Source organism: Leptolyngbya sp. NIES-2104 (genome assembly GCF_001485215.1).
GTDB lineage: Bacteria > Cyanobacteriota > Cyanobacteriia > Leptolyngbyales > Leptolyngbyaceae > Leptolyngbya.
This window is the reverse complement of record NZ_BBWW01000002.1, coordinates 119243-144529: the sequence shown is the minus strand read 5'-3', so window position 1 is coordinate 144529 and position 25287 is coordinate 119243. Positions and strand designations below refer to the sequence as shown.

17 protein-coding genes are annotated in these 25287 nt (G+C 46.8%); 10 read left to right on the top strand and 7 right to left on the bottom strand.

All coding sequences use genetic code 11. The features are described from left to right. The first annotated feature begins 1 nt into the window (after position 1). From NIES2104_RS27920 to NIES2104_RS27910, 3 genes are all read left to right on the top strand, one after another. Positions 2-1483 (top strand): HlyD family type I secretion periplasmic adaptor subunit, encoded by a 1482-nt coding sequence (locus NIES2104_RS27920; protein WP_059002202.1) that lies wholly within the window; start codon positions 2-4, stop codon positions 1481-1483. Positions 1484-1718: 235 nt separating this feature from the next. Next, entirely contained in the window at positions 1719-3137 is a 1419-nt protein-coding gene (locus NIES2104_RS27915) for a calcium-binding protein (protein ID WP_059002201.1), read from the top strand. A gap of 99 nt (positions 3138-3236) precedes the next feature. Next, entirely contained in the window at positions 3237-3779 is a 543-nt protein-coding gene (locus NIES2104_RS27910; RefSeq protein ID WP_192843671.1) for a DUF1822 family protein, read from the top strand. Here NIES2104_RS27910 and NIES2104_RS27905 read toward each other — a convergent pair. From NIES2104_RS27905 to NIES2104_RS27885, 5 genes are all read right to left on the bottom strand, one after another. Beyond that, the gene (locus NIES2104_RS27905) at positions 3776-5281 is read right to left on the bottom strand and encodes an FHA domain-containing protein (protein ID WP_059002199.1); all 1506 of its coding nucleotides are present in this window, start codon (positions 5279-5281) and stop codon (positions 3776-3778) included. The genes NIES2104_RS27910 and NIES2104_RS27905 overlap by 4 nt on opposite strands. Before the next feature lie 7 nt (positions 5282-5288). Continuing rightward, positions 5289-7031 (bottom strand): hypothetical protein, encoded by a 1743-nt coding sequence (locus NIES2104_RS27900; protein WP_059002198.1) that lies wholly within the window; start codon positions 7029-7031, stop codon positions 5289-5291. A 2-nt stretch (positions 7032-7033) separates the two neighbouring features. Next, entirely contained in the window at positions 7034-8875 is a 1842-nt protein-coding gene (locus NIES2104_RS27895; RefSeq protein ID WP_059002197.1) for a serine/threonine-protein kinase, read from the bottom strand. A 63-nt stretch (positions 8876-8938) separates the two neighbouring features. Continuing rightward, positions 8939-9793 carry a CHRD domain-containing protein gene (locus tag NIES2104_RS27890; RefSeq protein WP_059002196.1) on the bottom strand — a complete coding sequence of 285 codons (855 nt, stop codon included), beginning with the start codon at positions 9791-9793 and terminating at the stop codon, positions 8939-8941. 38 nt (positions 9794-9831) lie between these two features. Next, positions 9832-10587, bottom strand: coding sequence for a hypothetical protein (locus NIES2104_RS27885; protein WP_059002195.1), 756 nt, complete (start codon positions 10585-10587; stop codon positions 9832-9834). A 442-nt stretch (positions 10588-11029) separates the two neighbouring features. Between NIES2104_RS27885 and NIES2104_RS27880 the strand changes: the two genes are divergently transcribed. The 5 genes from NIES2104_RS27880 (at position 11030) to NIES2104_RS31080 (ending at position 18004) form a co-directional block, all read left to right on the top strand. Next, on the top strand, positions 11030-13810 hold the full coding sequence (locus tag NIES2104_RS27880) for a hypothetical protein (RefSeq protein ID WP_059002194.1): 2781 nt from the start codon (positions 11030-11032) through the stop codon (positions 13808-13810). Between the two features lie 40 nt (positions 13811-13850). Then, a complete protein-coding gene (locus NIES2104_RS27875; protein ID WP_156427122.1) occupies positions 13851-15182 on the top strand; it encodes a hypothetical protein in 1332 nt (443 codons plus the stop codon). 141 nt (positions 15183-15323) lie between these two features. Further along, positions 15324-17006 (top strand): ATP-dependent endonuclease, encoded by a 1683-nt coding sequence (locus tag NIES2104_RS27870; protein ID WP_059002192.1) that lies wholly within the window; start codon positions 15324-15326, stop codon positions 17004-17006. A 60-nt stretch (positions 17007-17066) separates the two neighbouring features. Further along, entirely contained in the window at positions 17067-17630 is a 564-nt protein-coding gene (locus NIES2104_RS27865; protein WP_263971070.1) for a DUF6036 family nucleotidyltransferase, read from the top strand. Further along, on the top strand, positions 17627-18004 hold the full coding sequence (locus tag NIES2104_RS31080) for a hypothetical protein (RefSeq protein WP_072218259.1): 378 nt from the start codon (positions 17627-17629) through the stop codon (positions 18002-18004). Before NIES2104_RS27865 ends, NIES2104_RS31080 begins: the two co-directional genes overlap by 4 nt. Here the strand turns inward: NIES2104_RS31080 and NIES2104_RS27860 are convergent. Next, a complete protein-coding gene (locus NIES2104_RS27860; protein WP_059002190.1) occupies positions 17905-19380 on the bottom strand; it encodes a PAS domain S-box protein in 1476 nt (491 codons plus the stop codon). The genes NIES2104_RS31080 and NIES2104_RS27860 overlap by 100 nt on opposite strands. 213 nt (positions 19381-19593) lie before the next feature. Further along, positions 19594-20925: a cytochrome P450 gene (locus tag NIES2104_RS27855; RefSeq protein WP_059002189.1), complete on the bottom strand. Its 1332-nt coding sequence runs from the start codon at positions 20923-20925 to the stop codon at positions 19594-19596. 42 nt (positions 20926-20967) lie between these two features. Between NIES2104_RS27855 and NIES2104_RS27850 the strand changes: the two genes are divergently transcribed. Then, the gene (locus NIES2104_RS27850) at positions 20968-23547 is read left to right on the top strand and encodes a filamentous hemagglutinin N-terminal domain-containing protein (RefSeq protein WP_082690160.1); all 2580 of its coding nucleotides are present in this window, start codon (positions 20968-20970) and stop codon (positions 23545-23547) included. Positions 23548-23613: 66 nt separating this feature from the next. Continuing rightward, on the top strand, positions 23614-25281 hold the full coding sequence (locus tag NIES2104_RS27845) for a ShlB/FhaC/HecB family hemolysin secretion/activation protein (protein ID WP_059002187.1): 1668 nt from the start codon (positions 23614-23616) through the stop codon (positions 25279-25281). The last annotated feature ends 6 nt before the right edge of the window (positions 25282-25287 follow it).

The following is a 25287-nucleotide window of genomic DNA, read 5'->3' as shown; positions in this document are numbered from 1 at the left end:
CATGACTCCACAAAAACCTCATTTACTTTTTCGAGTTGCTCATAACCTACGTCAACAAATGCAAAGGGCAGTAGACAAAGTTGATGTGCAGCTTGATCATTCTGAATTCGATCTGCCTCGTGCTGAAGTCTGGGTGCGCCGATCGCAGCTAGTCATTCTAGGGCTGGGAGTCGGTGTTCTAGGCTGGTCAATTTTTGCCCGAATTGATGTGGTTGTCACCGCTCGTGGCAAGCTTGAACCTTTATCTTCTTCTCAGTCTGTTCAATCTCGTGCGGGTGGAGTCGTGACTGCGGTACTGGTGCAAGATGGACAGACGGTAAAGCAAGGTCAGATTTTGATGCAGCTAGACAAAGCTGAACTGCTGAATCGATTGGAAGCTTTGCTACGACAGCGTGAACCGATCGCAAAACAAGTCACGCTACTTAGGCTAGCTCGACAAGGACGAACTATAAACGCAGCAGCTCCTGATCTAAAGATTCCACAAGAATTACTGAGCCAGGTTCAGCGCCGAAACCTTCTACTTGCGAAACTGACTGGAAATTCACAAAATCTTACTGCTGAACAATTGCAGCAGTACAACTTATTTGTGCAGGGATTGAACGATATTCGATCGCTCAGTCAACTTCAAGCCAGTGCGCTCGAAACTCAGGCAACCGGAGCAGATGCCCAACTCGTAGAAAATCAAGCAAGACTGCGTTCAGAGCAACAGCAACTCGCTGAACTCACCGCACTGCGACAATCCGGCGGCATTTCACGTACTGATTATCTGCGACGAGTAACCGAGCTAAACACCCTACAAAATCAATTTAATCAGAATCAAGTCCAGCGCCGTTTACTGGATGTGAACCGAGTCCAGACTCAAATCGATGGACAGAAAACGATCGCAGATCAGCTAAGAACGGTTCAAGCTGAACTCAGTCAACTCGATGCTCAGATCGATAACACGCTGCAAACGAACCAAAGCCAACTGACTCAATTCGATGCCCAACTCAAACAACTCAAACTCGATTTGCAAGCTCAAGAAGTCAAAGCCCCAACGAACGGTGTTGTATTTGACCTAGCCACGAGAATTCCTGGACTGTTTGCACAGCCTGGACAAGTGCTAGTCAAAGTGTCTCCGAACGAAGCCCTAATCGCACGGGTACAGGTTGCGAATGCTGATGCAGCGAGTCTCAGCGTTGGCATTCCGGTTGAAGTTCGTCTGGATGCTTATCCGTTTACTGAAAATGGCTCAATTTCTGGCGTGGTTACGAAAATCAGCAGTGAAGCGGTTCCTGCTGATCCGAATCAGCGCAATGGTCAAACGGTCTTTCCGGTTGAAATTCGACTCGATCAGCCTTTTTTAGAGCGGCAAGGAAAACGACTTACCATTTCGCCTGGAATGACTCTATCAGTAAACATGAAAACGCAGTCTCGCGCTCCCATTAGCTATGTTGCTGAACCGATCATCAAAGCCTTTGACGCGATGCGATCGGTACGATGAAAGATTGAAAACTCAACAGTACAAAATTGAGTATTGTACTGTTGATAGTTCTTCATTAGAATAAACGCAGTGAATGGGATCTGTTCGCCAAGGCATTACTTGCTATAAAAGCTTGTTTAGTAAGATCTCATCACAGAGTTAGATTCTTCGTTTGTTGAACAATCACCTTATTTTGCCAAAACGGTAGGGTACATCTGGTCTGACAATCAATCATTACCTACTAGAGGATTAAATCATGACGACTCAAGTGCAAGTCGGCACTGTTGGTAACGATATTCTTCGAGGCTCAAACAGTGACAACATTATCATCGGTAACGACGGCAGCGATCGCTTAATCGGGGACAGTGGCGATGACCTGCTTATTTCTGGCGATCAAGTTGGCAGCGAATTTAGCTCCACTTCGATTGAAGACATAATCGATAGTTTGAGCCTTGATCCGGGCATTGCTAGAAATCTTGATGCCCTTGTATCAGAACAAAATGCAGCGATTAACAATTCTACTTTCCAAGGAGGTAGCGATTCGGAAACGTTCACGATCGCACCGGAAGGAACTCAAGCAGTCTTTAGCCGAGTTGATCCTAATCCAGCAACTCAACCAATTAGCACAACGAATCAATTTCAAATCAATGGGGCAGCAGGCGACGATCGCTTAAGCATTGCCGATTTATCAGGAACCTCTCTTGAACGAGCCTCATTTCTAGCAGGTACGGGAAATGATGTGCTTGATGCTAGCCAAGTTGCGATTCCCATTCTTGCTAGAGGTGATGAGGGAGACGATCAACTCACGACGGGTAAGAGTGATGATACGGTAGCGGGCGGATTGGGCAATGATGCGATCGTGGGTGGTGCAGGTAAAGATACTTTGATCGGTGGACTCGGAGACGATCGATTTACTTGGAATCCAGGCGATGGGACAGATGTAATTCGAGGCAATGCTGGGACAGATACCTCGATCATCAATGGCAGTCAGGATGCTGAGATTCTTACGCTGACTCAAAACGGAAGCTCAGCGATTCTAGAGCGGCTCAGCCAAACGCCATTTGAGATGAATATTACTTCGACTGAAGGCGTTGAACTCAACGGAGCCGCTGGGAATGATATTCTCGCTCTGAGCGACTTATCAGAAACCGATGTGGAACTGCTCAAGTTCTCCGGTGGTGAAGGCGACGATATTCTGATCGGCTCCGGGACGGATCACGCTTTACAAGCGAATGGCGATCAAGGGAATGATTTCTTGATTGGGGGCAGTGGCGAGAATCGGTTTAATGGTGGAACCGGAGACGATCGCCTAGTTGCGGGCGTTGGCAATAATCAGTTTGTGTTTGAATCCGAGCAGCCCTTTAGCACTGAGAGTCTTGGCGCGGACACACTAATCGGCTTCAAGCCAGGAACCGATAAAATCGTGCTGGACTCAACTACTTTTACTGCGTTGGCAAATCCTTCAGCGAGTGGCGTGAGTCCTGAAATTTTTGCAACGGTGAACGATGATGCGGCTGCGGCTCAGAGTGACGCATTCATTGTTTACAGTGGAAGCTCTGGAAAGTTGTTTTATAACCCAAATGGCGCAGAAGGTGGCTTCGGTGACGGGAATCAGTTTGCGACTTTGATCGGGAATCCACAGCTATCTTCAAATGATTTTGTGACACAGGCATAGGGTTCTCGATGTACCGAATGTTCCTGGTGGATTGGGAGATTTTCTCGATTCACCAGGTTAAACATGAACGCGCTCGATGTTGTCAAAGGTCTAGTAAAAATGCTTGCACACTTTTCGATTCAACAGCCTTCGTTTGCGATCGCGCCTCAACTTCAAGAGCAAGCCTGGACTTGTAGCCGAACTCATTCGACTCAATGGGCGCAGTGGAACGGTTACATCAATCGAATTTGCCTACAGAGCGTGCTTCCCTGGCTACAAACGGAAATCAATTCTCAAGCAGCCTTATCGTTTCAAGATTGGGAACACATCAATGGTAGCGCCATCTCACTGGGTCAAAAGCAACTGATTCTGGTTCCTGATCTCAGCATCGATCGAAGCGAAATTCGAGTGCCGCAATTTTGGATCGACGATGAGAACCATGCTGGCGATTATTATTTTGCGATTCAAGTTGATCCTGATGATGCCTGGATACAGATTTGGGGATACGCCACTCATCATCAGCTTAAAGCGATCGGAGAGTATGATGCCTGCGATCGCTGTTACTGCTTGCCGTCAGAAGCCTTGATTTTAGATAGCACCGTTTTTCAGGTCGTGCAACGCTTGTGCCCAAATGAGCCAACCCGGTTTGTAGAAACAAATTAAGCCTCAACCGTGACGCGAGTGACAGGACAGGCTACGCACGCCAGAATATACCCAGTTGTTTGTTCTTCATCAGTTAACGCACTTGGAGAATGCTGATAATTCACTTCTCCTGCTGCCACTTTGACTTTACAAGCGCCGCAAACCCCGGCTCGACAAGAGGAGTTGATAGTAGTTACGCCTGCTTGTTGAGCGACTTCTAAAACCGTTGTATTAGGGGCAGCGATCGCATCTTGCTGCGATTGTGAAAAATGGATCGTAGGTGAGGAGCCGTTTGAGTCTGATTGCTTGCTAGTTTTGGGCAACGCTGTTTCTGAAGCACCATTCGTTTCACTCGCATCTTCGACAGGTTTAGAACTTACTGGTTCTTTCGGACTCGCGTCTGAACGTTGACCAAAGCTCTCTTCGTGAAACTGCTCCATTGGAAACTGCAATTCTTCAAGTAGAGTCCGAACGCTCTGCCTAAAGCCATCCGCACCGCAGACAAAGACGGTGCGATCGCATAGATCGGGAAGCTCCAGCATCGATCGAGAAATGCGCCCTGTGAGTCCCATCCACGCAACGCCTGACACTTGTTGAGTCACCGTTATCTTGAGATGAAAATTTGACATCTGCGTCGCCATGAGCGCGAGTTCATGGCAGAAGATAATTTCAGTCGGTGTACGAGCCGAATGCAAGAACACCACATCAGCATCAGATGCCGTATCGTATAGCCAACGACTCATTGACATCATGGGCGTAATCCCACTGCCCGCAGAAATCAGCAGCAGTTTAGGCGGCAAATTGGGAAGGAAGGTAAATTGCCCTTGCGCCCCACCGTGCAGCTTGATCGAGTCACCCACGCTCAGATGGTCGTGTAGCCAGTTTGAAACGGTTCCAGGGGGCAAATCAGACGAGTTGGGTGGACTGGGGACTCGCTTCACCGTGAGCGCGATCGCATAGGGGCGAGAGGGTGTTGAGGAAATGGAGTAGGGACGCAAAACGGGTTGACCCTCGATTTCGACCTCGATGAGTACAAACTGTCCTGGCTGATAGTAGAACAGCACAGTCGATTCAGCTGGATTGCTGGTAAACCAAAAGGTTTTTGTATCCAGTGTTTCGTCAACAATGCGAAAGCAAAAAACGGTTAGATCTTCACTCGTCCAGTATCGTGCAGCATCCGTGTTCGCATTGATCTGCGCGATTGGGGATTGAGACATCAACTCTTCAACGTACAAAAAAGTTTCGCCAAGCTGAATGCGATCGCCCACCTGCAAGCGATGGGGTTGAGCAATCTTTTCGCCATTCACAAAGGAACCAATCAAACTGCCAGCATCCAGGAAATAGTAAATGCCATCTGAGAATTTGATTTTGGCGTGAACGCGACTAATATCCTGCTCCTCCAGCACTAAATCGCAGAGCTTTGCTCTCCCAATCAGCCATTCGGTTTGATCGGGGTCATTTTGAGCAAGGGTATGTTGTCCATGTTCTTGCTGATTGAGATTAACGGTTTGCAGTTTAATCATGAGGCGATTATCGAGGAGGGTTGGAGCGGTAGGGCATTGTTCTAGCAGTACGGCGAGAGAACGCGATCGTGGGCGCGACGTGGCGATCGTTCGCACTGCGAGTATCAGGATCGAATGGACCTGACTGATGCTCAGCTAGAAATTGGATTGCATCAAAGTGATCCGAGTCTGTGAGTTGCAGGGTTTGTCTGAGCGGACTGAGAAAATCACAACTCTCCTCAATTCTGACCTCATGGTGTGCGGTGATATCCGCAAGAATGTCTGTGTAAGCCTTGAGGCGCGACTCCTGCGACCAGTTTGGTAATGTTTTCGCTAATGTGTAAACCTCGTCCACGCTCAGGTTATCCAACGCTCGTCCTGCCAAAACCTCGCTTGGAATTTCAACTTGCTGCAACTGCTGGCGTAAACTGAGCGACACTTTCTCACGTTCATACCGCACCTTTGAGCGCCGCAGCGTGCGAACCACCCAAAGCGTTCCGACTAAAACAATCAAGGCATTAATGGCAAGCACTAGGAACGATGGTAATCGATTCAACGATGGACGTGCCCCGTAGGAGAAAAAGATCCAAAAGGATGCGAGCGTAAAAACAGTAAAAATGATATGTTGCGCTTGCTCTGCTGAGACTTTTTGCCCGCGTCGCGTTTGGTACGATCGATATTGTTTCTCTAGCCAAGAGCCGAGAAAAACAAAAGTAGAAATAAACACGGCGAACGTCAAAAATACGGCAATCCATTTAGGAATTGGAATTGCAGTATCGAACAGGTAAAAACCGATGTCAGCAACTTTGTAGAGAACATCCTCCTCATGTGCCCAGGCTCCAGTGAAGTAATAATCCCAATTGCCTGAATAGAGAAAGAAATAAAGGTAAAAAGCGATCACCATTCCCAAATAGCCATAGTGGGCAAGCCGTCGCCCTGGTTTCTTCAGTTCTTTCCAGTAGGTGTTTTCTGCATCAATGTCAAAACACGGACTTTTACAGGCAACACAGGCACTCTGCTCTTGTTGAGTTTGGGAATCGATGGTGCGGCAGGTGGATTGAGTCAGTTCACCCGGTCGCGATTGATGCGCCTGAGAGCCAAGCAGCGATCGCGGTCCCGTATAAACTGTTTGAACAGGACTCATGGGACAGAAGTAGTGACACCAGCTCTTCCCGCTGTATAGGTAGCCGACGAGGATGGCGCAAGCGATCGTCGCCAGTAGAAAAATGCCCAATGCAATGCGATCGCCGTTCACCAGTAACAGACGCGCTGCTAACCCCAAAACAAATAAGCCAAATTGTACATAAAGATGATTTCGTCCTAGCCAAGAGTCCTCGTCGATTCTGACCACTTCCTGGCGAGAAGCACCACTTGTTGGATCAACTACAGTACGCTGCCGCTGAATACCCAATGCGCGAGGCAACTGCGACATAAATGATAGCGGGCAAATCCGCCTCCAAAATTCGTGTCCAAATACTAGCAAAACGAAAATCGAACTTGGCACAATCATCGACCACCAAATCAGTGTTCCAAGGGCAAACGGCTGCTCTGGAATGCAGGTCGAGCGGATTTTGACGCAAGACTGCGGGTTTAAATATTGTGCTGGATTGAGCCGGAATGGGCTCGCAATTCCCTGTGAGGGCGATGACTGGGGTTGTGTCCACTGAATCGTGATCGGGTCATAAAACAATGATGCGATTAACACTAACCAGCCGATCGTCAGCATCCAGCGAATTCGGTGGAACGTCTTTTCTGAAATGTGATTGAACATAATTAATCAAGTGCAATTTGCATGACTCTAAGCTGCTGATCTCGCCCGTGATTCACAACATACTGCCCATCCGAGCTAAGGGCAGTTTGACCATCGAGAGATTGAGTCGTCTGCTGAAGTTTCCCTGATGCGCGATCCCAAATTCGTAGTGTTCCATTTGAATGTAACGTCACCAGTCGATCTCCACGAATCGCAGCATCAATGGCTTGGGCAGACTGCACCGGGAATGCTTTTACCAGTTCTCCGGTTGTGTAGTTCCAGACCAAGGTGCGATCGCTGCCGAAACTGTACAAAAGCCGTTGATCTGGACTGAATAAAATTTGCTGAATGGAACCTGTATGCCCTGCCAGGACTCGCTTGATCTCGCCTGTTTGAACGTCAATTACCTGTAGACGATGCTGCGACGTTTCACAAATCAGATCATTGGCATTGGTTTGTAGTAGCGGCGTTTTTGCCTCTGCTGTGTCAATTGTCTGGACTCGCTTTCCGGTAGATAAATTCCACCTCTGAATTTGATTCGCAGTGGCAGTAATGAGAATCTTTCCATCAGAACTCAAGATCATTTTTGAGATTGAAGGGCGGATGGTCAGCGTTTGAGCCAATTGCCCAGTTGCAGCACTCCAGATCCACACCTGCTCGTTGTCTCGACCCACCAACCACTTCCCGCCGTCCTCCATGACAAAGGATGTCACTGGATTGGAAGATTGAAAAGATTGAACAATTTTTCCAGAATGAGTGTCCCACAAATCCAGCGATCGCGCTCCGACCAAAACCGTTTGATTGGCAGTCATCGCAAGTTGCTGTATTGGAGTCGGTAGCGATCGCTCTAACACAGGAATGAGTAAATTACCCTGTTTAAGCGCGGTCAGTTGAGCCGCGATCGCTTCCCCTGTCGATCGTGACTCGATTAGCCACTGTCTTCCTAAGAAACCGATTCCCAGCACAAGCAGAGCAGCAACTCCCCAGCTAGGACGTAGCACTTTTTGAAAGCTGGCGAGTTTTGAAGGCGAAAATCGACGCGCACTGCCTCTGAGATTTCTCCAAGCGATTCCAGTTTTGATATGCCGCAATGCTGCTAGCGCTTCGGTTGTGGACTGGTAGCGATCGCGCACTTCACGGGCGACGAATCGATCGATGATTGCAGCAAAATCTGCATCAATCGAATCTAAATGAGAATGCCATAGGATCGCTCCAGAGTCAGACTGTAAGTGATCAGGTGGAATTCCCGTGAGTAATTGGATTGCACAAACTCCTAGAGCATATAAATCACTACTAAATGTTGGCTGTCCGGTTTGTTGCTCGATCGGGCTATAGCCTGGAGTGCCAAACGCGAGATTTTCGCGATCAGGATCTTCTGCTCGAATCGCAGTGCCGAAATCAACGAGGGCAAGTTTGCCGTCTGCACGGCGAATCAAGTGGTTGAGTTTGAGATCTTGATAAATTAACCCTTGAGCGTGAATGACCTGAAAAATTTCTAACACTTCGTACAGAAAGGCAATCACTTCGCGAGTCGAAAACGTTTGCTTCTCAATCAGTTGTTGATCGATCGCGATTCCGTCGATGAAGTCTTCAACGAGATAGACCTGTGCTTCTTCTTCAACATAGGCTAACAGTCGCGGAAACTGATCGCTCTTGCGCTCTAGTTGCTGAAGGACAAGAGCTTCTCGTCCAAACAGCGATCGCACCTGTTCAGCATCTTGTCCCTCCTCAATTTCAGAGGCTTTGACGACACAGAGCGGCGATTGAGGAAGATATTTGTCGAGCGTTAGAAAAGTTTTGCTGAAGCTTCCAGCATCTAACTGCTCAAGCACTAGATAGCGCCCAATTAAAAGTTTTCCAATCATGGTGAATCAACAGCATTGCGATCTTGCTCAAGGCGATGGAATCCAATTACTGGAATGTGCAGGCTAGGGTTGCACCACGTTCTGATTGAAGTTCACACGGTTTTCCCCGGTTGGAAATCCGGCTCTACCGTCTTGATCTACATCAACGTTGGTATGGAGGTTGAGATACAAATTTCCAGCCGCAAAAGCAGCTTGTTCCTCTGGATTGAGATTAAATTCGCCCGTCAGTTTTGCTGACTTATCGCTCGTTGGTGTGTCCTCGACGTATCTGATCACGGTAGCATCCGCAAAGTTGCCGCGTGAATCTCCAGTCGGGCTGAAATGGAGATGAGTTCCAGTCAAGGTATTTCCTTCACTGTCTTCCGGCACTTCGAGAAATCCATCGATTAGTGCCTGTGGATCTGAGCCATTCAGAATAGTGGCAGTTGGATCGATCTCCGTTTCGCCCTGAGAGAAAAGAGGCGCACCGTCGAGATTATTAGCAACCCCATCAATTCTGAGGCGACCGTTTTCTAGCTCAAAATTCACATTCGTGATGGCTGGACTATCGTTTGGAAACGGAAATTCACTGGGTCCATCTCCGCTGGCTGCTCCCTGAATCAACGAGTTACCTGCCATCAAGAAGTCATTGCGATCGCTGCCTGTGATGCGCTCGCTTCCCTCGGTTCCATCGTGCTGCTCAAAATCACCGTTATCAGTCTGCTGTAAATTGGGTGCGCTAGTAGGTCTAGCATGGTTGTGATCATCGGTCGTGCCAGTAACTTGATTCAAGGCTTGATTGATATCGTCGTTCTGAATCGATGATCCGGTCGAGCCTGAATTCGAGGAAGTGTTCGAGGTGGATGTGACTGAAATTGCGGCTCCGCTAGAGTGCTGCTCAGAATGATGATCGAGTGAGTGCGTTGCGTCAGTTGCCATAGATACTGTTCCTTAACGATTTGCTTCAGGGCTTAAAATTAAGCAGTTTTGCTGGATGAGGTGGAGTTGTTTTGGAAGGTTTGTAGAACTTCGTCTTCCACGCGAACAAAGTTGCGATCGCTAATGTCTCCTGCATCAGTAAAAGTAAGGGATGCCAGAATGTGCTCGGTTGAGCGATCGACAATCACAGCATTGTTTTCACTATCTAAAGGCTGATCGATCCCTCCTTTAGTCGGGTTCTGTCCTTGACCAATGAGAAGGTCTTGCCTCAGTGCATCAGCGACTCCAAATTGATCTCGATCGGGGTTAAAATCAAAAACCCGATTTGTCGTCTCTCGACCTAACACAATCAAATCCTGTCCATTGCCTGTTGTGATCGTATTGAAGCCACCTCCATTGCCGAGAATGATGTCATTGCCCTGGCTCGCAATCACTGTGTTCGTTCCGCCACCTGGATCGAGAAAATCGCCGTTTCGCCCCAATCGCTCACTCAAGCTTTTTGCTGTTTCAGTTCCGCTTGAGTTGACTGTTTTAGTGTCCTTCAACTGGTCAGGAGAGATATGGTTGAATGTCTCGCTGTCTGAAGAGTGACTGCTAGAAGTGCTGTGTGAACTCGAATCGTTTGTGGATACTGCCTGATTGAGAGAAGCTTCAATGCGATCGCTCTCAATTGAAGTTCCTTGTGAACCTGAAGTTGTATGGTTTGACTGGGTAGTTAGGTTAATTGCTGCACCGGAATCATCGTTGTGATGGGAGTTTTGGTCTTTGCTGATGGAATGTTCAGAAGCGTCCATTGTGTTCCTCAAGAAAGCTCTATCAGTAGGATTTAGCTAAATTTTGATCGAACAAGAAACTACGATCGAGTAACTTTACTCGACGCATCGCACCGTCTAGCCGTTTACTAAAGGCTTCGACATGACGTGCAGGGGTTGAAGTAGGTACAAGAAAGAATTTGGTCTACTACCAGCGTATTCGACTCTAAAGCAGTGAACATCCATCCTAAAGGAGGATCTAGATCACAGCAATCAGATCTTGCGCTGAGTTATCCTTGCTCGATGTTTCTGTTCTAGCGATTCTAATTGGTTTTTTCAAGCCCTTTTGTGCGCGTTTTCTAACTTTGGTGAAAAACTTAAATTTAATTTTCACCATAAATTGAATATCTTTCTCAGATTCGCTATAACTTTGGTGAAAGCCGAAAGCTCACTTTTCTCCAACCTAAATTTTTGCTTTTGAATTATGACTCTGCTGCTAGAGCAGTTTGTTGTTCCCTTGAAACAGCCTTTGCCTTACCGTTTTTCTCTAGAGAACACACTCGTCGAGTATCTTTTCCCCGATGCTCGTTTTGCGATCGGCTGGTTTGATCCATCTCTTAGCTATGATTCCTCACCAATTCAGTCGATGAATTTACAGTGCTTAGACGGCGATCGCGGTTATTATTCGGATGAACCCATTCGAGAGCGGCTCCACTTGAATACAGGAGCAGATTTCCTAGCCTCAAACTCCTTGTTTCGCTCCTGTCAAACTGTCGTTCAAGAACACACGGTTCGACTGAAAGTTGTGGAGGAGGGAGCAGTTCAGATGGCTGACCATTCTATATTCATTGGAGTATCCTGCGGTAAAATCAGTGCCTCACTCGCTCAAGCTCTTACTCGGTCTAGTTCGATTGCTTTTCAAGTCGGTTTTGGCGTTAAGCCACAGAACGGTCATGCTGAATATCGATTTGCGATCGCAACCGTGACACCAAATTCCGATATTGCTCCCTATGATCTAATTTTGCCGCGCTCCTGCTTTCGAGGTGAAGCTCTAGCAGTGGGCGATTACGAGTTGACGATCGGCTTCGGGGTCTTTGAACTCGCGGTAGTGCAAGATTATTCGCTGGGCACAACTGTTTTAGTGAACTACCCGATCACCGTTGAAACCGAGTTTTTGCCAAGGCTTCGGGTGCAGGCAGAGAAGCTGGCTCAGCTTCAGCATGATCCTCGGCATTTTGCTCAACAGTATCTATATCAGCGCCAATTAAGCGCTGAGGGTTGCTTGCCGTCTTTGACGATCGAAGAATCCAACTGGTTCGATCAGTTCCTGCAAACCGATCTTGACCATCATTTTCAATTGCTTGAGCATCCGTATATTGCGGCTCGATTGATTGAGTTTAGTCAGTTGTATTGGAGTGCGATCTCAACGGGTAAAACGCTCAAAGCTCAAACCGCGATCGTGCAACCTGATCTTAATCTCCAGCCTGATCAAGTCTCAGTTTCAGAACTGCCCGATGGTGCAGAGGTCATTGTTCTGAAGCTGCCCTTTATCACGTCCAATGATGCTTGGGTCATGCGAAATCATCAGTTACCAGGGCGAACCATCAGAAATTGCGTCTACCTTCATCCCGATACGGCTGCTGCTCTTCAAATCGGTTTTGGTGGGGAGCGGTTAGCTTTTCTTCCAGCGATCGAGCATCCGACTTTTGCGGCTGAAATCGCTGATCTTCAATATCCCCACAACCGTTATCCTGCATTTGATCAAAGTAGAACTGTGAATCGTTTTGAGCAGTTTGTTTCAGCCTATCAGCCAACGTTAATCGAGACGGTGCGCCGACAAGTGCAGTACGCGATCGCGCTATTAACAGAAATGCAACGGCTAACACCCGAACAGCGATTTTCTTACCTTCAGGATGTGATTGGTTACTTTCAGCAGCTTGATCAACCGCTTGAACCGCTTGATCCTGAGATCGTTGCGATTCAAACTCAAGTGCGATCGCTGTGTTCCGAATTCGATCTGCTTGATGTAACAGACGTAACTTTACAGCCAGCTTTGATGCAGCCGCTTTTCAATCAGTTGAGGCAAATTCTAAAAGTTGTGATCGGTTACCTTGCTTCATTCTTGCGTGTTGTAGAGAAAGGAGAAATGGGTCTAAGTCAGTCTGAGATTGATTTTTGCTGTGCTGTAAGCAGCTATAAGCCCGTTGCTTGGCTGGATATTTTACCAACAGATCTCTATTTGAGTCGTCCAATGCCGAGCGGAGATTTGGGTGCTATCGATGCTTTAATCCAGCAAACTAATGGAATTTGGGCAACCGCTCCACCTTTACGAATGCGTCCCCTCATCCAATTTAATCCGCTATTTCTGCCTGAGCCTTCGGGAGATTCTACACTCTCAACGCATTTCTCTAACTATGAGCAAATTGCGAGAGCGCTGTATGATCTTCGGAGTGCTTCGCTGACAAACCCTGCGATCGAAGCTTATCAAACTGAATTAGGGATTGCGGTGGAAACGCTTTCGGAGCTATGGTCAGAACCATCATTGATGGCAGCGCACCTCTGGCAGTGGTTCCACAGGCGAAAACGCTCCGATCTGACTTTACAACTTGATGCGGAAGAGATGGAATTAGCAAAACTGATTTTCCTGAGCTTTCCGCAACACATTCTGAATCAACTAAAGGCGCTGCAATTCACTCGATTGAAAGTGACTGGACTACAGTACTTTACGAATAAGCATTTGGGTCGAAACTGGGGATCGCAATCGGTTGCGATCGCACTCAGCCGAAACAGCATCGCGAACAGTCCAGACTTCGGCAAACCTGTCATTCTGGTTGAGAATGAATTGCTCGGACGATTGACCGCTCAATCTCCACGATTGCCGATTGGGACAACTGCGATCGCAACGATTCATCCATTACCAAACTCGATCGCAGTCGCAACCACGACGGATGGCATTCCTCTCCGCATTCGCTCTCATGCTGCCCAATTTCCTAAGCCTGAATCTTTGATTTCGCTGGAGATTGTGTCGCAACCGTCTGAGCAGAATCCGTCTAAATTGCTTTGGTACGCCAAAATTGATGGGGAAACGATCGGGTTACTTTGCCATCGCTCGGTTGGTGTTCTGAAAACATTACGTCGGCTTCATACCGGAACCGTATTTCAGGTGAATCTACATCCCCTGCTGCCGGAAACTGCTTGGGTTGAATTAGAACCGTCTAGCGTTCGATACCCGCAAATCTGGCAACACGCGGCGCGGCTGAACTGAGTTTTGAATCAAACTTTTGCAAATCTTTGGAGTCGTTACCGTGACATTGACGGTATCTGAGCAACCACTGCTGCCCAACTCACATTCTGACCCAGTTGCGTTGGAACCCTTAAACTCGTCGCTTCAGCCTGGGGCAGAAACTCGATTGGGTGAGCTTGCGATCGAGATTCGACGACGGCTGCACAAGTTTGCTGAGGACATTTATCGGATTGGGACTTGTCTGATGGAAGCCAAGGAGATGTTTCCGCGTGGGCAAAATCAGGCGTTTTTGGATTGGGCGAAGCAGGAAACGGGGCTGGAAAAATCGGCAGTGTATGGGTATTTGAATGCGTTCAAGGTGTTTGGGGAGGTGCTGCAAGCCTGTTCGGAATCGGTACAAATTGATTCGAGTGCGTTGATTATGCTGGCGGCGGCAAGTGTGCCGGAGGCAGCTCGAACCGACGCGATCGCGCTGATTCAGCAAGGAAATTCGATCAGCTATACGTTGGCGAAAGAACTGATCGAGAAATATCAGCCCGATCGATTTCAGGAGCATCAAGCGCTGGTGCAGGCTTGGGGAACGCTCTTGCCGCCAAGCGAGGATGCGCCACTTCAGTTGATTGACCAACATGGAACGAACTACACCTTTCAGAATTATCGAGATCTGAAAAAATCGTTCAAGACTTGGCAGGCTGAGGCGTTTGAGGCTTCGCTGAATGACCTGAAAAACCTGATGACTCCTCATTGGAAAGTGCGGCATCGTCCGAGCCAAAAAGAGCCGTATCGCCTGGAGCTAGAGTGCTTGATCCCCAATACGCATCAGTTGTTGACAGCGAAGAATCCGCGATCGACGTATGACTGGTGGCACAAACAGGGGCAAACTGTGACCGATCGATTTTTGCAGCGACAAGCAGCGGGGATCGATCGACCGAATTCATCGATTCAGACTGCCGAAATTGCTCAAGAAGTGGGGATCGTGGAGTCGATCGGATCGGTAAGCTGCCTGACCTGTGGATGGAATGACCCGAATTATCACGAATTGCAGCCGCATGAGCTTTGGTGCGGCTTTTATCGAGATCCAGTGAGTCGGGACAAAGCCGAGATTTTGCCCGATCAGTGTCGAAAATGGTATGCGGCTGACGCTGATGCTTATCCGTTTCAGCGCATTCCCCGCCTACACAATGGGAAGGCAAGCGCTCAATCAGTTGCGCTTGAGCAGAAGCGAGAGGGGGTTACGATCGCGGCGCAGGTTGATGAGGTTGGAGAAATGGGGATCAGCGATCGAGAGTTTGTCACCATGCTTAGTAATGTTCGTCACTTAACATCTGCTCAACTCTTGCAACTTGAAGAGGCAGTTCGATACTGTAAGCAGAGAGGTTCTAAAACTCCGTAAATGAGGTTTTTACATTAAAATCTAACTGTCATGACAAAATATTGCATTTCATTCAGGAAATTTTACGGTGTCGAATGACTTATTTAGGTTGCAAAGATTACCATAAATAGGTCAAATACTCGCTTCCGGTCAAAGTACTGCATGAGTTCACTTCAATCAGTTAGAGTACAAAGATTTAAGAAAATTAACGACGCACTCTTTGACCTTAATGGCATTAATGTCCTTGTTGGTGCTAATAATTCTGGCAAAAGCAGTATTATTCAAGGCTTGCATTTCGCTATTGGTGTTCTTCAATCTCTCAAGCTAGTGAATGGTGACATTAAAAGAGATGCGTCAACGCTGAGTCCTACACAGCTTATATACTCGCCATCGGAGTCCGTCTATTGTTTAGGAAATGGAGGAGAATTACGGACAGATGAAGCACAGGCAATTGCTGTTAACTTCAGACTTACAAACGGCGAATCTTGCGAAGTCAAGATTCGGAAGGGAAAAAATAGGAATATCTCTGTAGCTGTTGATTCTGTAGAAACAGCAAGGAAAATTTCCGATCTTAAAACTCCATTCAGTATCTTCTCACCAGGTTTAGCTGGTATTGCCAAGAGTGAAACTTATGTATCTGACGGTGTTTTACTTAGAACGTTGGCGCGAGGTGATGCAAATCTTGTCCTGAGAAACATCTTGCTTAGACTTGCAGATAAACCTGAGTGGAATAATTTCATACAAGACTTGCATGAAGTTTTCCCCGGAACCAGCATAAAGGTTAATTTTCTTCCAGAGACGGATGAGCACATTCAAGTTATGCTTTCAACCGAATCGGGAGAAGTTCCTATTGAACTTGCAGGAACGGGAGTTCTGCAAGCGGCTCAGATTCTTTCCTACATTCACAGATTTTCTCCTCGTCTAATTGTTCTTGACGAACCTGACTCACATCTTCATCCAAATAATCAGCGACTCTTATGTAAGCTACTTCGGACGATTGCCGAAGAAAGGGACACACAAGTTCTTCTTACAACACATTCACGTCATGTTGTAGACGCTCTTGGTTCATCAGTGCAATTCCTCTGGGTGCGTAATGCAACTGTTGAGACGGCTGCTCAAGACGATGAGCTTGGTGTTCTTCTAGATATTGGTGCGTTGGATATTCGAGAAAGAATCTCACATGATAGAAATGCAAAAGCTGTGGTGTTGACTGAAGATGAAAACATACGCATTCTTGAAGCCATTCTTGAATCTTCCGGCTTTGATATGAATTACACTCTTATCCTTCCTTACTACGGCGTTACAGCAATAAAGAATTTGAGACCACTTGTTAATATCGTTAGATCATCAAATGAAGGAGCTAAAATCCTGCTTCATCGAGATAGAGATTATCTCAGTGACTCTGAGAGTGCAAGCTGGCAGCAACAGGTAAGACAGCTACAAGTAGAACCGTTTTTAACATCTGGAACAAATGTTGAATCTTGCTTAATAAACGTGAACCATCTCAAACATCTCAACAGTAACGTATCTGAAGAAGACTTTAAGTTAATGATTAATGAGGTAGCACAAACACATCATGAAGAGCTTATTAGCGCCTATGTAAATGGGCGCATTGAGATTGAGCGTCAGCAAGGAAACGGAAGACAGATTGATTATGGCAGGCTTGCTGCGAAAGCTCCAGCAGAAATTGCAAAGAATGGCTCGCAGCTTTATCACGGCAAGATAATGCTACGAGGGCTTAGAGCCATCTTCCGAGAAAAATATAAATGCAATCTTATTGACACAAAGAGTTCCGAGTATCTGTCAATAGAACTACTTCAATTATTCGCGCGAAAATCTTTCTAGGTCTTAGCAGTAATTAATCTTTTACGCTTGGGTCTTCTTTAACCTTTTGATTCCTAGGGAATGCTTGTGCAGAATATGCGTCCGAATGTTGACCCTCAGAAGATAGAACGACTGATGCAAGTCTTGGGCAGAGAAGCTCAGGGGTCAGGCTGCATTTATTTTACGGGCGGTGCGAGTGCTTTGCTGATCGGCTGGCGCAGTTCCACAGTTGATATCGATATCCGTCTCGATCCTGAACCCCCAGGCATCTTTCAAGCGATTGCCAAAATCAAGCAAGAATTAAACATCAATATCGAACTGGCTTCTCCGCAGGACTTCTTACCCCCGCTTCCAGGCTGGCGCGATCGTAGCATCTTCATCGGCAAACACGGTCAAATCTCGTTTTATCACTACGACTTCACTGCTCAAGCACTCTCCAAACTCTCTAGAGGATTCGACCGTGACCTGAACGATGTTCAAGCCATGTATGAACAGAAATTATTTTCCTTAGAAGAACTACGTGCTAGCTTTGAAGCAATTGCACCCGAATTAATCCGATTCCCCGCTCTAAATCCTGATGTGCTGAGAAGCAGAGTTGAGAACTTTATCGAGCGGTTTGAAGGAAACCCAGCGGAGGAACAATGATCAGTTTGAATGAGTTACCAGGCGCGGAGCTAATTTTACCTGGACTGGATGATTTGCAGAATGGGAAGCCCAATACTGTTGGCTCATTACTCGTCGCGATCGCTGCAACTCGCCTCGCCGAAGCGGGCTTGGATATTCCGAAAGATCGTCTAGCCATAGAGCCAGAACTCACGCTGTATGCCCATCTTCAAGATGAACGAGAGGATGCCTACCTCTACTACAATGCTTTGCTGCATCGCCTCAATAGCTTTTGCAATGCAATCGAACTTTATTATCAGAACGATCGCATCTCAACCGCCGTTCCACAAATTCCAAACAATTGCCCCGCTTCGTCATATAAAGGAGCGCGATTGACCAAGCACCAGCGAGGCTGACCATCCCGTTCAAAGACTTCATCAAAATCAAGCATCTTCCCCGAATTCAAAACCGCTAAATCATGCTGCATTAGTATTTCAGCAATTTTAGGCGAGAAAAGATCGAAGTCAGATTTGCCACAGATTTCTTGAATTGACCGCCCTACCAATCGAGCAAACGCCTGATTACAGCTAATGTAATCCCCTTCAATTCGCTTGAGAAACGTTGCGTATCGAAACTCTGAGTCGATGTTCTTGGGTGAGCGATCGACATCCCATTTTTCCTGAAGCTGACTCACCAAAAGCGCCGCTTCTAATTGCTTGTGCTGAGTAATGTCCCGCACCAGAATCAGCGCCTCATCTTCTGCTGTCGCGGCTCCATTCGGCTTTGCGTCAATTGCGACCACGCTTTCTTCAAGGTAGTAAAGTTGTCCATCCGCGCTCACGGTCTGATATTCATAGGTTTGAGGTCGATGTAAGACAAACGATCGCTGAAGATAAACCATGCGTCGATCAGCAAGTTCTGACCTTAAAACGTCGTAGATATTGACCCCGACTTGCTCCTTGGGAAATACGATCGCGAATTCAGGATTGCTCGAAATAATCCGGCGATAGATTCCATCCCTGCCCACACAAACGATATGCTCTGGCAACGACTTCAATAGCGCATTCGTTCTTCGATGATTGATCTGTCGAAGCTGTTGAGCATGTTTGCGCCAAGTGATATCGGTGAGCGTTCCTGATAAATAAAGCGGCTGCCCATCTTCGTCAAATACGACTTCTCCTCGACTTTGAAGCCATACCAGTTGACCACTCCGGCGAAAATAGCGAAACGTGAATTCGTAGGAGGTCATCATTTGAGATCGCGCTAAAATCTCCTTGAACTGAGCGCGATCGTCTGGATGAACAGAATTGAGAAATTCAGAATACTTCGGCAACTGCGCTTCACCTAAAACTGACTCAAGATTGATCGCCCAACTTGTCTGATTTTGCACATTGAGCCGCCATAAACTCATTTGTGAAGCTTGTAGCACTTGAATGATTTCGTGTTCGATCGATAGGGTTCGATCACTGCTGAAGGTCTTTCCTGCCATTGAAGGCATACAGAATAGAACAAATCCAACCACTTGGTCACTGACTTCTTCAGTAATCGGTGTAAGCTGCAACGAAGCCTCGATCGAGGCTCCATCCGCTGCCTGTAGATCAGCAACCCCCGTCCACGGATATCCATTCATCACAATCAATCGAATTTCCTCCGCAACTGTTGAATTGCAAAACAGTGCTTCAAATCCACCTAGCTCATTAATGCTATCTAGCGAGAATCCAAACAAACAAGTAAATTCAGCCTGAACATAGACAAACGTGCCATCGCTTGCCTCAACAATACTGATAATCATTGAAAATCTTACAAAACTTGTTCTTTGTCGTTGCGTTCTCAACACCAAAACTCAGGTTGTACGCTTTGGGGTAGAAGGTAGATTTGCCTGATTTATCAAAGTAATTCTAGTAGCGCGATAAAGTCACCTGACTTTAATCGGGATTCTAACGAAAGTAGTCTACTTCTGCAATCAAAATTTTTCACCTATGTTCTGCCACATTGATTCAATGAGTTAACGGGGCAGAACTTTAAGTTTCAGATCGACTGGGGGAGCCATTGTAATGCCGTATCGGACAGGAAGGACAGGTTTTGAATCAAATACCTGAAGTCGCATCTGCTTCAATGCGGTTGCCACGATCAATTTGATCTCAAATCTAGTAAATTCTCCACCTACACATCGTCTTGATCCTCCACCAAAAGGTAAGTACTCGTAAGCCGAGAACTGTTGAGATAGAAAGCGTTCTGGGCAAAATGTGTCGGAATCTGGATAGACTGCTTCACGATGATGAGCAAGATAGATCGAGGGAGAAATCACTGTCCCGACTGGTAGTTCGTAGCCATCGATCGAGAAAGGCTGCAAGACCTGACGTGCAAAACATCCGATCGCAACCGGATAGATTCTCAGAGCTTCATGACAAACCGCGCTCAAATAAGGCAATCGAGCAATTTCCATTGGATCATCAATCCCCTCTAGTTCCTGCCTTAGCTTCTCTTGCACGGTTAAATCATGATGTATCCAGTACAACGCCCAAGCGATCGCGGAAGTTGTCGTTTCATACCCTGCTAAAACGAGCATCAATAGCTCATCTCGAATCTCATCATCGCTAAGCGGCTGATCGAATTCATCTCGAACTTGGAGCAACATTTCTAACACGCTTGGATGTGTTGCTAGCAAAGTCGAAGCTCTTTGACGATCGATCTGTTGTTGAATCAATTGATTGATCTGGTGCTTTTGTTGAAGAAATCGTCCCCAAGGACTCCAACTTCCTAGATCAACTCGAAGTGCTGGAAATAACATTCCGACAGCACTCAGGGGCGATTCTACATCTTGAAAGAAACGATACAAAAGATGATGTAGCTCTCGAAGGAGTGGAGTTCTTAGCCCTCCAAACAAGACCTGTAAAATCAAGCGCAGAGCAATTTCTTTCAAAGGTTGCCGAAGCGGTAGTACTGTCCGATACTGAGGTTGATCTAATACATACTTTGTTGTTGTACAGATGTCTCGCCCCCACTGATTCAGTGCTTCACCATGAAAAGGCGGCACAATCAATCGACGATGACGCTGATGTTCACGCCCTTCAAGGAATACCAAAGCATTTTGTCCCAAAATTAGATCGAAAATTCCGCCGCGTTGATGAGAGGACAAAACTTCTGAAGATGCTGAGAAGATTGATTGCAATCCCGTTGGACTGCTGACACAAATTGCAGTAAATTCTTTGTAAGGCAACCGAAATACATCACCATAGCGATCGTGAGCTTCTCGAAGCATTGAGAGAGGATCGAGGATGCCTTGAAGCTGCCAAAACAGGGTAGGCACTTCGGGTCCGATCGGTAAATCAGGCATCAACCATCTCCTTGTTCCTGAACAAATAATCTTTCAACAATTATGCTGCGGAATCTCAGTTCTGCCTTCATTTTAAGCTTCGTAATGGGGCTAGGTTCAGCAAATGCTGGAATCAGCCAAGTTACTCCGGACAAAACTCTTCCAACACCCTCTGAAGTTACTCCAAGTTGTACAAACTGCATTATCAATGGGGGTCTTCAGCAAGGTAGCAATCTATTTCATAGTTTCCAAGAATTCTCAATTCCAACGGGCGGACAAGTTCTATTCAATAACGGGCTAGATGTTCAGAATATTTTCTCTCGTGTCACTGGCAACCAGCCTTCAGTCATTAATGGCATTTTGAGAGCCAATGGAACTGCCAATCTATTTTTGATTAATCCCAATGGGATTCAGTTTGGAGCGAACGCTCAGTTGAATATCGGAGGCTCCTTTCTTGCAACGACAGCAGATGCATTACAGTTTGACGATCGTACTCAATTCAGCGCCAAATCTCCGACACCTCTCTTTTCAAACCGCGCTCCTGTTGGCTTAAGCTTTACGAACCCTGCTCCAATCCAGGTCGATGGCGCAGGACATCGGCAGCTTGTCACTTCCTTACAAGGTGGCTTTGCGAGTCGTCTTGCTTTCACCGGGCAAGGACAGGCAACATCTGGGCTGAGAGTTCAACCCAATCAAACGCTTGCGCTAATTGGTGGAGATATAGTGCTAAATGGCGGTCTATTGACTGCACCTGCGGGGCAAGTTGAAATTGGAAGTGTGAAAACTGGAATTGTTGGACTGAGTAGCACTGCCTCTGGATTCAGGTTTGACTATCCTCAGAGCGCTCAACTTGGGGATATTTCTTTGTTGAAACAATCCGCGATCGACACTACAGGCGATCGATTCAGCAATATCCGGCTTCGAGGCAACACAATCAATCTCAACGATGCTTCATTGCTCGTCATCGAGAATACTGGGAGTGGAACGGTTGGCAACATTGAGCTACAAGCCGATCAGCAAATTAATTTCATTGGGTTAACTCCCTTCAATCGCCAAGATCAATTGCCACTCATCCAGAAGATTTCTCGATCAATTACCAGCCTCACAACTTCTGGCACTGGCGCAAATATTTTACTAAGCAGCCCTAATATCCGCTTAACTGATTCTGCTTACATTTCTGCGCTTACATTAGGAAATGGCAACGCTGGCAACATTCAAGTTCAGGCAAATCGCCTTGATATTCAGGGAATTGCGGAGACTGAAGCGGCAGCGATCGCAAGTAACATTACAACTTCAACCTACGGCATTGGGCGGGGCGGCAGCATTGATATTAATGCGGGTCAGATTGAAGTTTCTAGAAGTGGATTGATTTACACAACGACCTATAACTTGGGTAAAGCGGGTAATATTTCCATCAACTCTCAAAATTTATTACTAGACGGTGGCAACTTACGCATTGCTTTTGGCGCGAGTTCATCTCTAGGAACTGCATTAACGTTCATCCCCACAAATTTAGGATCGAATTCAGTCAGTTCAGCCAATAGTGGGAATGTCTTCGTCCAGACTCAACAACTTAGGGTTACGAATGGCGCTCAATTTGGCACTGTATCATTAGTCTCTGGACAAGCAGGGACAGTAACCATTAATGCTTCTGAATCTGTGACTGTAGCGGGTACTGCTCGTCCTACTCAGTTCGATTTAGATCAACGCTTGACACCTGAAGCGCGACAAGGACTGCTTCAACTTCAAATTGATCCCTCTAGTGTTACAGTCGATCGCCCTGTTCCAAGCATTATTGGCTCAGGTGGTGGGCTAAGAAATTTATTTACTGAGCAAGTTACTAATTTTTTTCTAACCCCAATTAGTCGGGCTGGAAGTGTAACGATTAATAGTCCCAAAGTTCGGGTCGATGATGCTCGAATCACTGTTCAAAATGCAGGAATCGGGGATGCTGGTGAACTGACGCTAAATGCGAATCAAATTCAACTCAATCGAGGAGGCGCGATCGCAGCTTCTACTTTCAGTGGGAATGGCGGAAACATTGTCGTGAATGCAGATCAGTTATGGATAAGAGATGAAAGTGAGATTACGACGAATGCAGGTGCAGGCGGCAACGGAGGCAGTATTGGGCTAACTTCGGGGGTTTTAGCTGTATTAAACAATAGTCGTATTAGTGCTAATGCAGAGCGCGGGCGAGGTGGAAATGTTCAAATCACCGCTCAAGGCGTGTTTACTGACCGCAGCAGCTTAATTAGCGCAACCTCTGATCGTGGACCTGAATTCGATGGAACGGTTCAGATTAATGCGCTTGAGTCCCAACTTCAGCGATCGAGCTTGAGAGTTTTACCTACGCCCGAAGGTTCTAAAATTGTGACAATTTGCCCATCACAGGCTGATCCTCGTGCTAGTACTCTGATTGATAACGGAACGGGTGGGATTCCAAGCAATCCAACTGATTCACTCAGTAGCCGCCGAGGATGGCTGCCAAAAGCGCCAGCTTCTACAACACGATCGCAATCACCTCCTCGGTCGAATCCTCCAACTGAAATTCAAGATTGGGTACTTAATCCCGATCGAAAAACAGTAAGGCTAGTGGTTGTAGGACGCGGCACTCCACATGCAGCAAGCACTTCGCCTTGCTAACTTGCACATCCTGAACTACGGACTTAAGCTAGAACTGGGGCATCACCACTTCAAGATCACTTCTAATTGTTTGAAGATACTGTGTTGCTAATTGTGATAGAAGCTCAATCTCTTCCACCCCAACCGATTCCTAACTTAAATCTACCTCCAGCGACTCCAGCGACTCCACCCCCACTTTTGCCCCGCGTCAGCCCTCCTGAGATTATCAATTCTCCTAGTTCTCAGCCGGAGTCGCAAACTTCTTCCCCCCGGTCAATCCGAGTCAAAGAGTTTAGGTTTCAGGGGAATACGGTTTTCACGCAACAACAACTGGGTGAAGTTGTTGCTAATTTTATTGGGCGTGACATCAGCATTGCCGAACTACTTCAAACGAGTGCTGCAATCCGGAGATTCTATACAGACCGTGGCTATCTTGTTGTAGGCGCATTCATTCCAGAGGCAGCAAACGAGGCACTTGCTCCGCAGGCTGCGATCGTAACGATTCAAGTTGTCGAAGGTACGGTTGAGCAAATCAGAGTCACTGGTGATGATCGCTTCGCTAGATATGTTCGCTCCCGCCTCGAACGAGCAACCCGCCCAATTTTGCAGGAGCAGCGTTTAATTGAAGCACTTCGACTTCTACAGGCTGACCCACGCATCCGAACAATTTCAGCCGTTCTCAATCCTGGTACTGAACCCAATACACGAGTTTTAGAAGTGCAAATTGCAACGAATCAGACATTCAACGGCTCTGTAGAGTTGAATAATCAGCGATCGCAGCTTGTTGGAAGATTAGAAAGACGAATCGACCTAAAACAAGCCAATTTACTAGAATTTGGCGATGATCTCAGCCTCTTCTACGCCAACACTGATGGAAGCAATACAGTGGGCACAACCTATACGATTCCTGTTAATGTTCAGAACGGCACGGTGCAACTCAGTGCAACGTGGCTGAATAGTCGAATTATTGAAGAACCGTTTGATGAGTCAGATATCCGTTCAAGCTCGGCATTTTACGATCTAACATTCCGGCAGCCAATTGTTCAACGAGCGACAGAAGAATCAATCCAAGAACTTGCGCTTGGCATTACAGCTTCTCATAGTGAAAGCCGTTCCTCAATCTTAGGCGTTTCCTTTCCATTATCTCCGGGTGCAGACGATCAGGGACGGACTCGGATCTCAGCAATTCGGCTTTTTCAGGAGTGGACACAACGCAGCGATCGCTCTGTATTAGCCGCGCGATCGCAGTTCAGTTTCGGAATTAATGCCTTGAACTCAACGATTAATCGTGATGCGCCAGATAGCCAATTTCTTAGTTGGCGAGGACAGGCTTTGTGGCTACAACGGGTTAATTCTCGACTTGATATTTTATTGCGATCGCAGTTGCAATTTAGCGATCGTGTCTTAGTTCCCACAGAGCAATTTAGCTTAGGTGGTTCATCTACTGTGCGGGGTTATGCTCAGAATGCGGCTCTAAATGATAACGGAATCTTCGGATCAGCTGAATTTAGAATCGGATTACTTCTCAACGATTCGACAAGCCTGCTACTGATTCCTTTTGTTGATGCGGGTAGAGCATGGAACAGTAATGGAAATGATCCCAATACGCTTGCATCTCTAGGGTTGGGATTGCAGTGGATTCAGAACGGTCTACAAGTTCGAGCAAACTACGCCTTTCCATTAACGACTCTCGACAATCAAAACTCTCAAGCGAATCAATTTGATTTCTCAGTTCAATACAATTTCTCTTTCTAACGCTAC

Coding starts and splice junctions, on each gene's coding strand:
- NIES2104_RS27920 (WP_059002202.1), top strand. CDS start 2: ATGACTCCACAAAAACCTCATTTACTTTTTCGAGTTGCTCATAACCTA.
- NIES2104_RS27915 (WP_059002201.1), top strand. CDS start 1,719: ATGACGACTCAAGTGCAAGTCGGCACTGTTGGTAACGATATTCTTCGA.
- NIES2104_RS27910 (WP_192843671.1), top strand. CDS start 3,237: ATGCTTGCACACTTTTCGATTCAACAGCCTTCGTTTGCGATCGCGCCT.
- NIES2104_RS27905 (WP_059002199.1), bottom strand. CDS start 5,281: ATGATTAAACTGCAAACCGTTAATCTCAATCAGCAAGAACATGGACAA.
- NIES2104_RS27900 (WP_059002198.1), bottom strand. CDS start 7,031: ATGTTCAATCACATTTCAGAAAAGACGTTCCACCGAATTCGCTGGATG.
- NIES2104_RS27895 (WP_059002197.1), bottom strand. CDS start 8,875: ATGATTGGAAAACTTTTAATTGGGCGCTATCTAGTGCTTGAGCAGTTA.
- NIES2104_RS27890 (WP_059002196.1), bottom strand. CDS start 9,793: ATGGCAACTGACGCAACGCACTCACTCGATCATCATTCTGAGCAGCAC.
- NIES2104_RS27885 (WP_059002195.1), bottom strand. CDS start 10,587: ATGGACGCTTCTGAACATTCCATCAGCAAAGACCAAAACTCCCATCAC.
- NIES2104_RS27880 (WP_059002194.1), top strand. CDS start 11,030: ATGACTCTGCTGCTAGAGCAGTTTGTTGTTCCCTTGAAACAGCCTTTG.
- NIES2104_RS27870 (WP_059002192.1), top strand. CDS start 15,324: ATGAGTTCACTTCAATCAGTTAGAGTACAAAGATTTAAGAAAATTAAC.
- NIES2104_RS27865 (WP_263971070.1), top strand. CDS start 17,067: ATGCTTGTGCAGAATATGCGTCCGAATGTTGACCCTCAGAAGATAGAA.
- NIES2104_RS31080 (WP_072218259.1), top strand. CDS start 17,627: ATGATCAGTTTGAATGAGTTACCAGGCGCGGAGCTAATTTTACCTGGA.
- NIES2104_RS27860 (WP_059002190.1), bottom strand. CDS start 19,380: ATGATTATCAGTATTGTTGAGGCAAGCGATGGCACGTTTGTCTATGTT.
- NIES2104_RS27855 (WP_059002189.1), bottom strand. CDS start 20,925: ATGCCTGATTTACCGATCGGACCCGAAGTGCCTACCCTGTTTTGGCAG.
- NIES2104_RS27850 (WP_082690160.1), top strand. CDS start 20,968: ATGCTGCGGAATCTCAGTTCTGCCTTCATTTTAAGCTTCGTAATGGGG.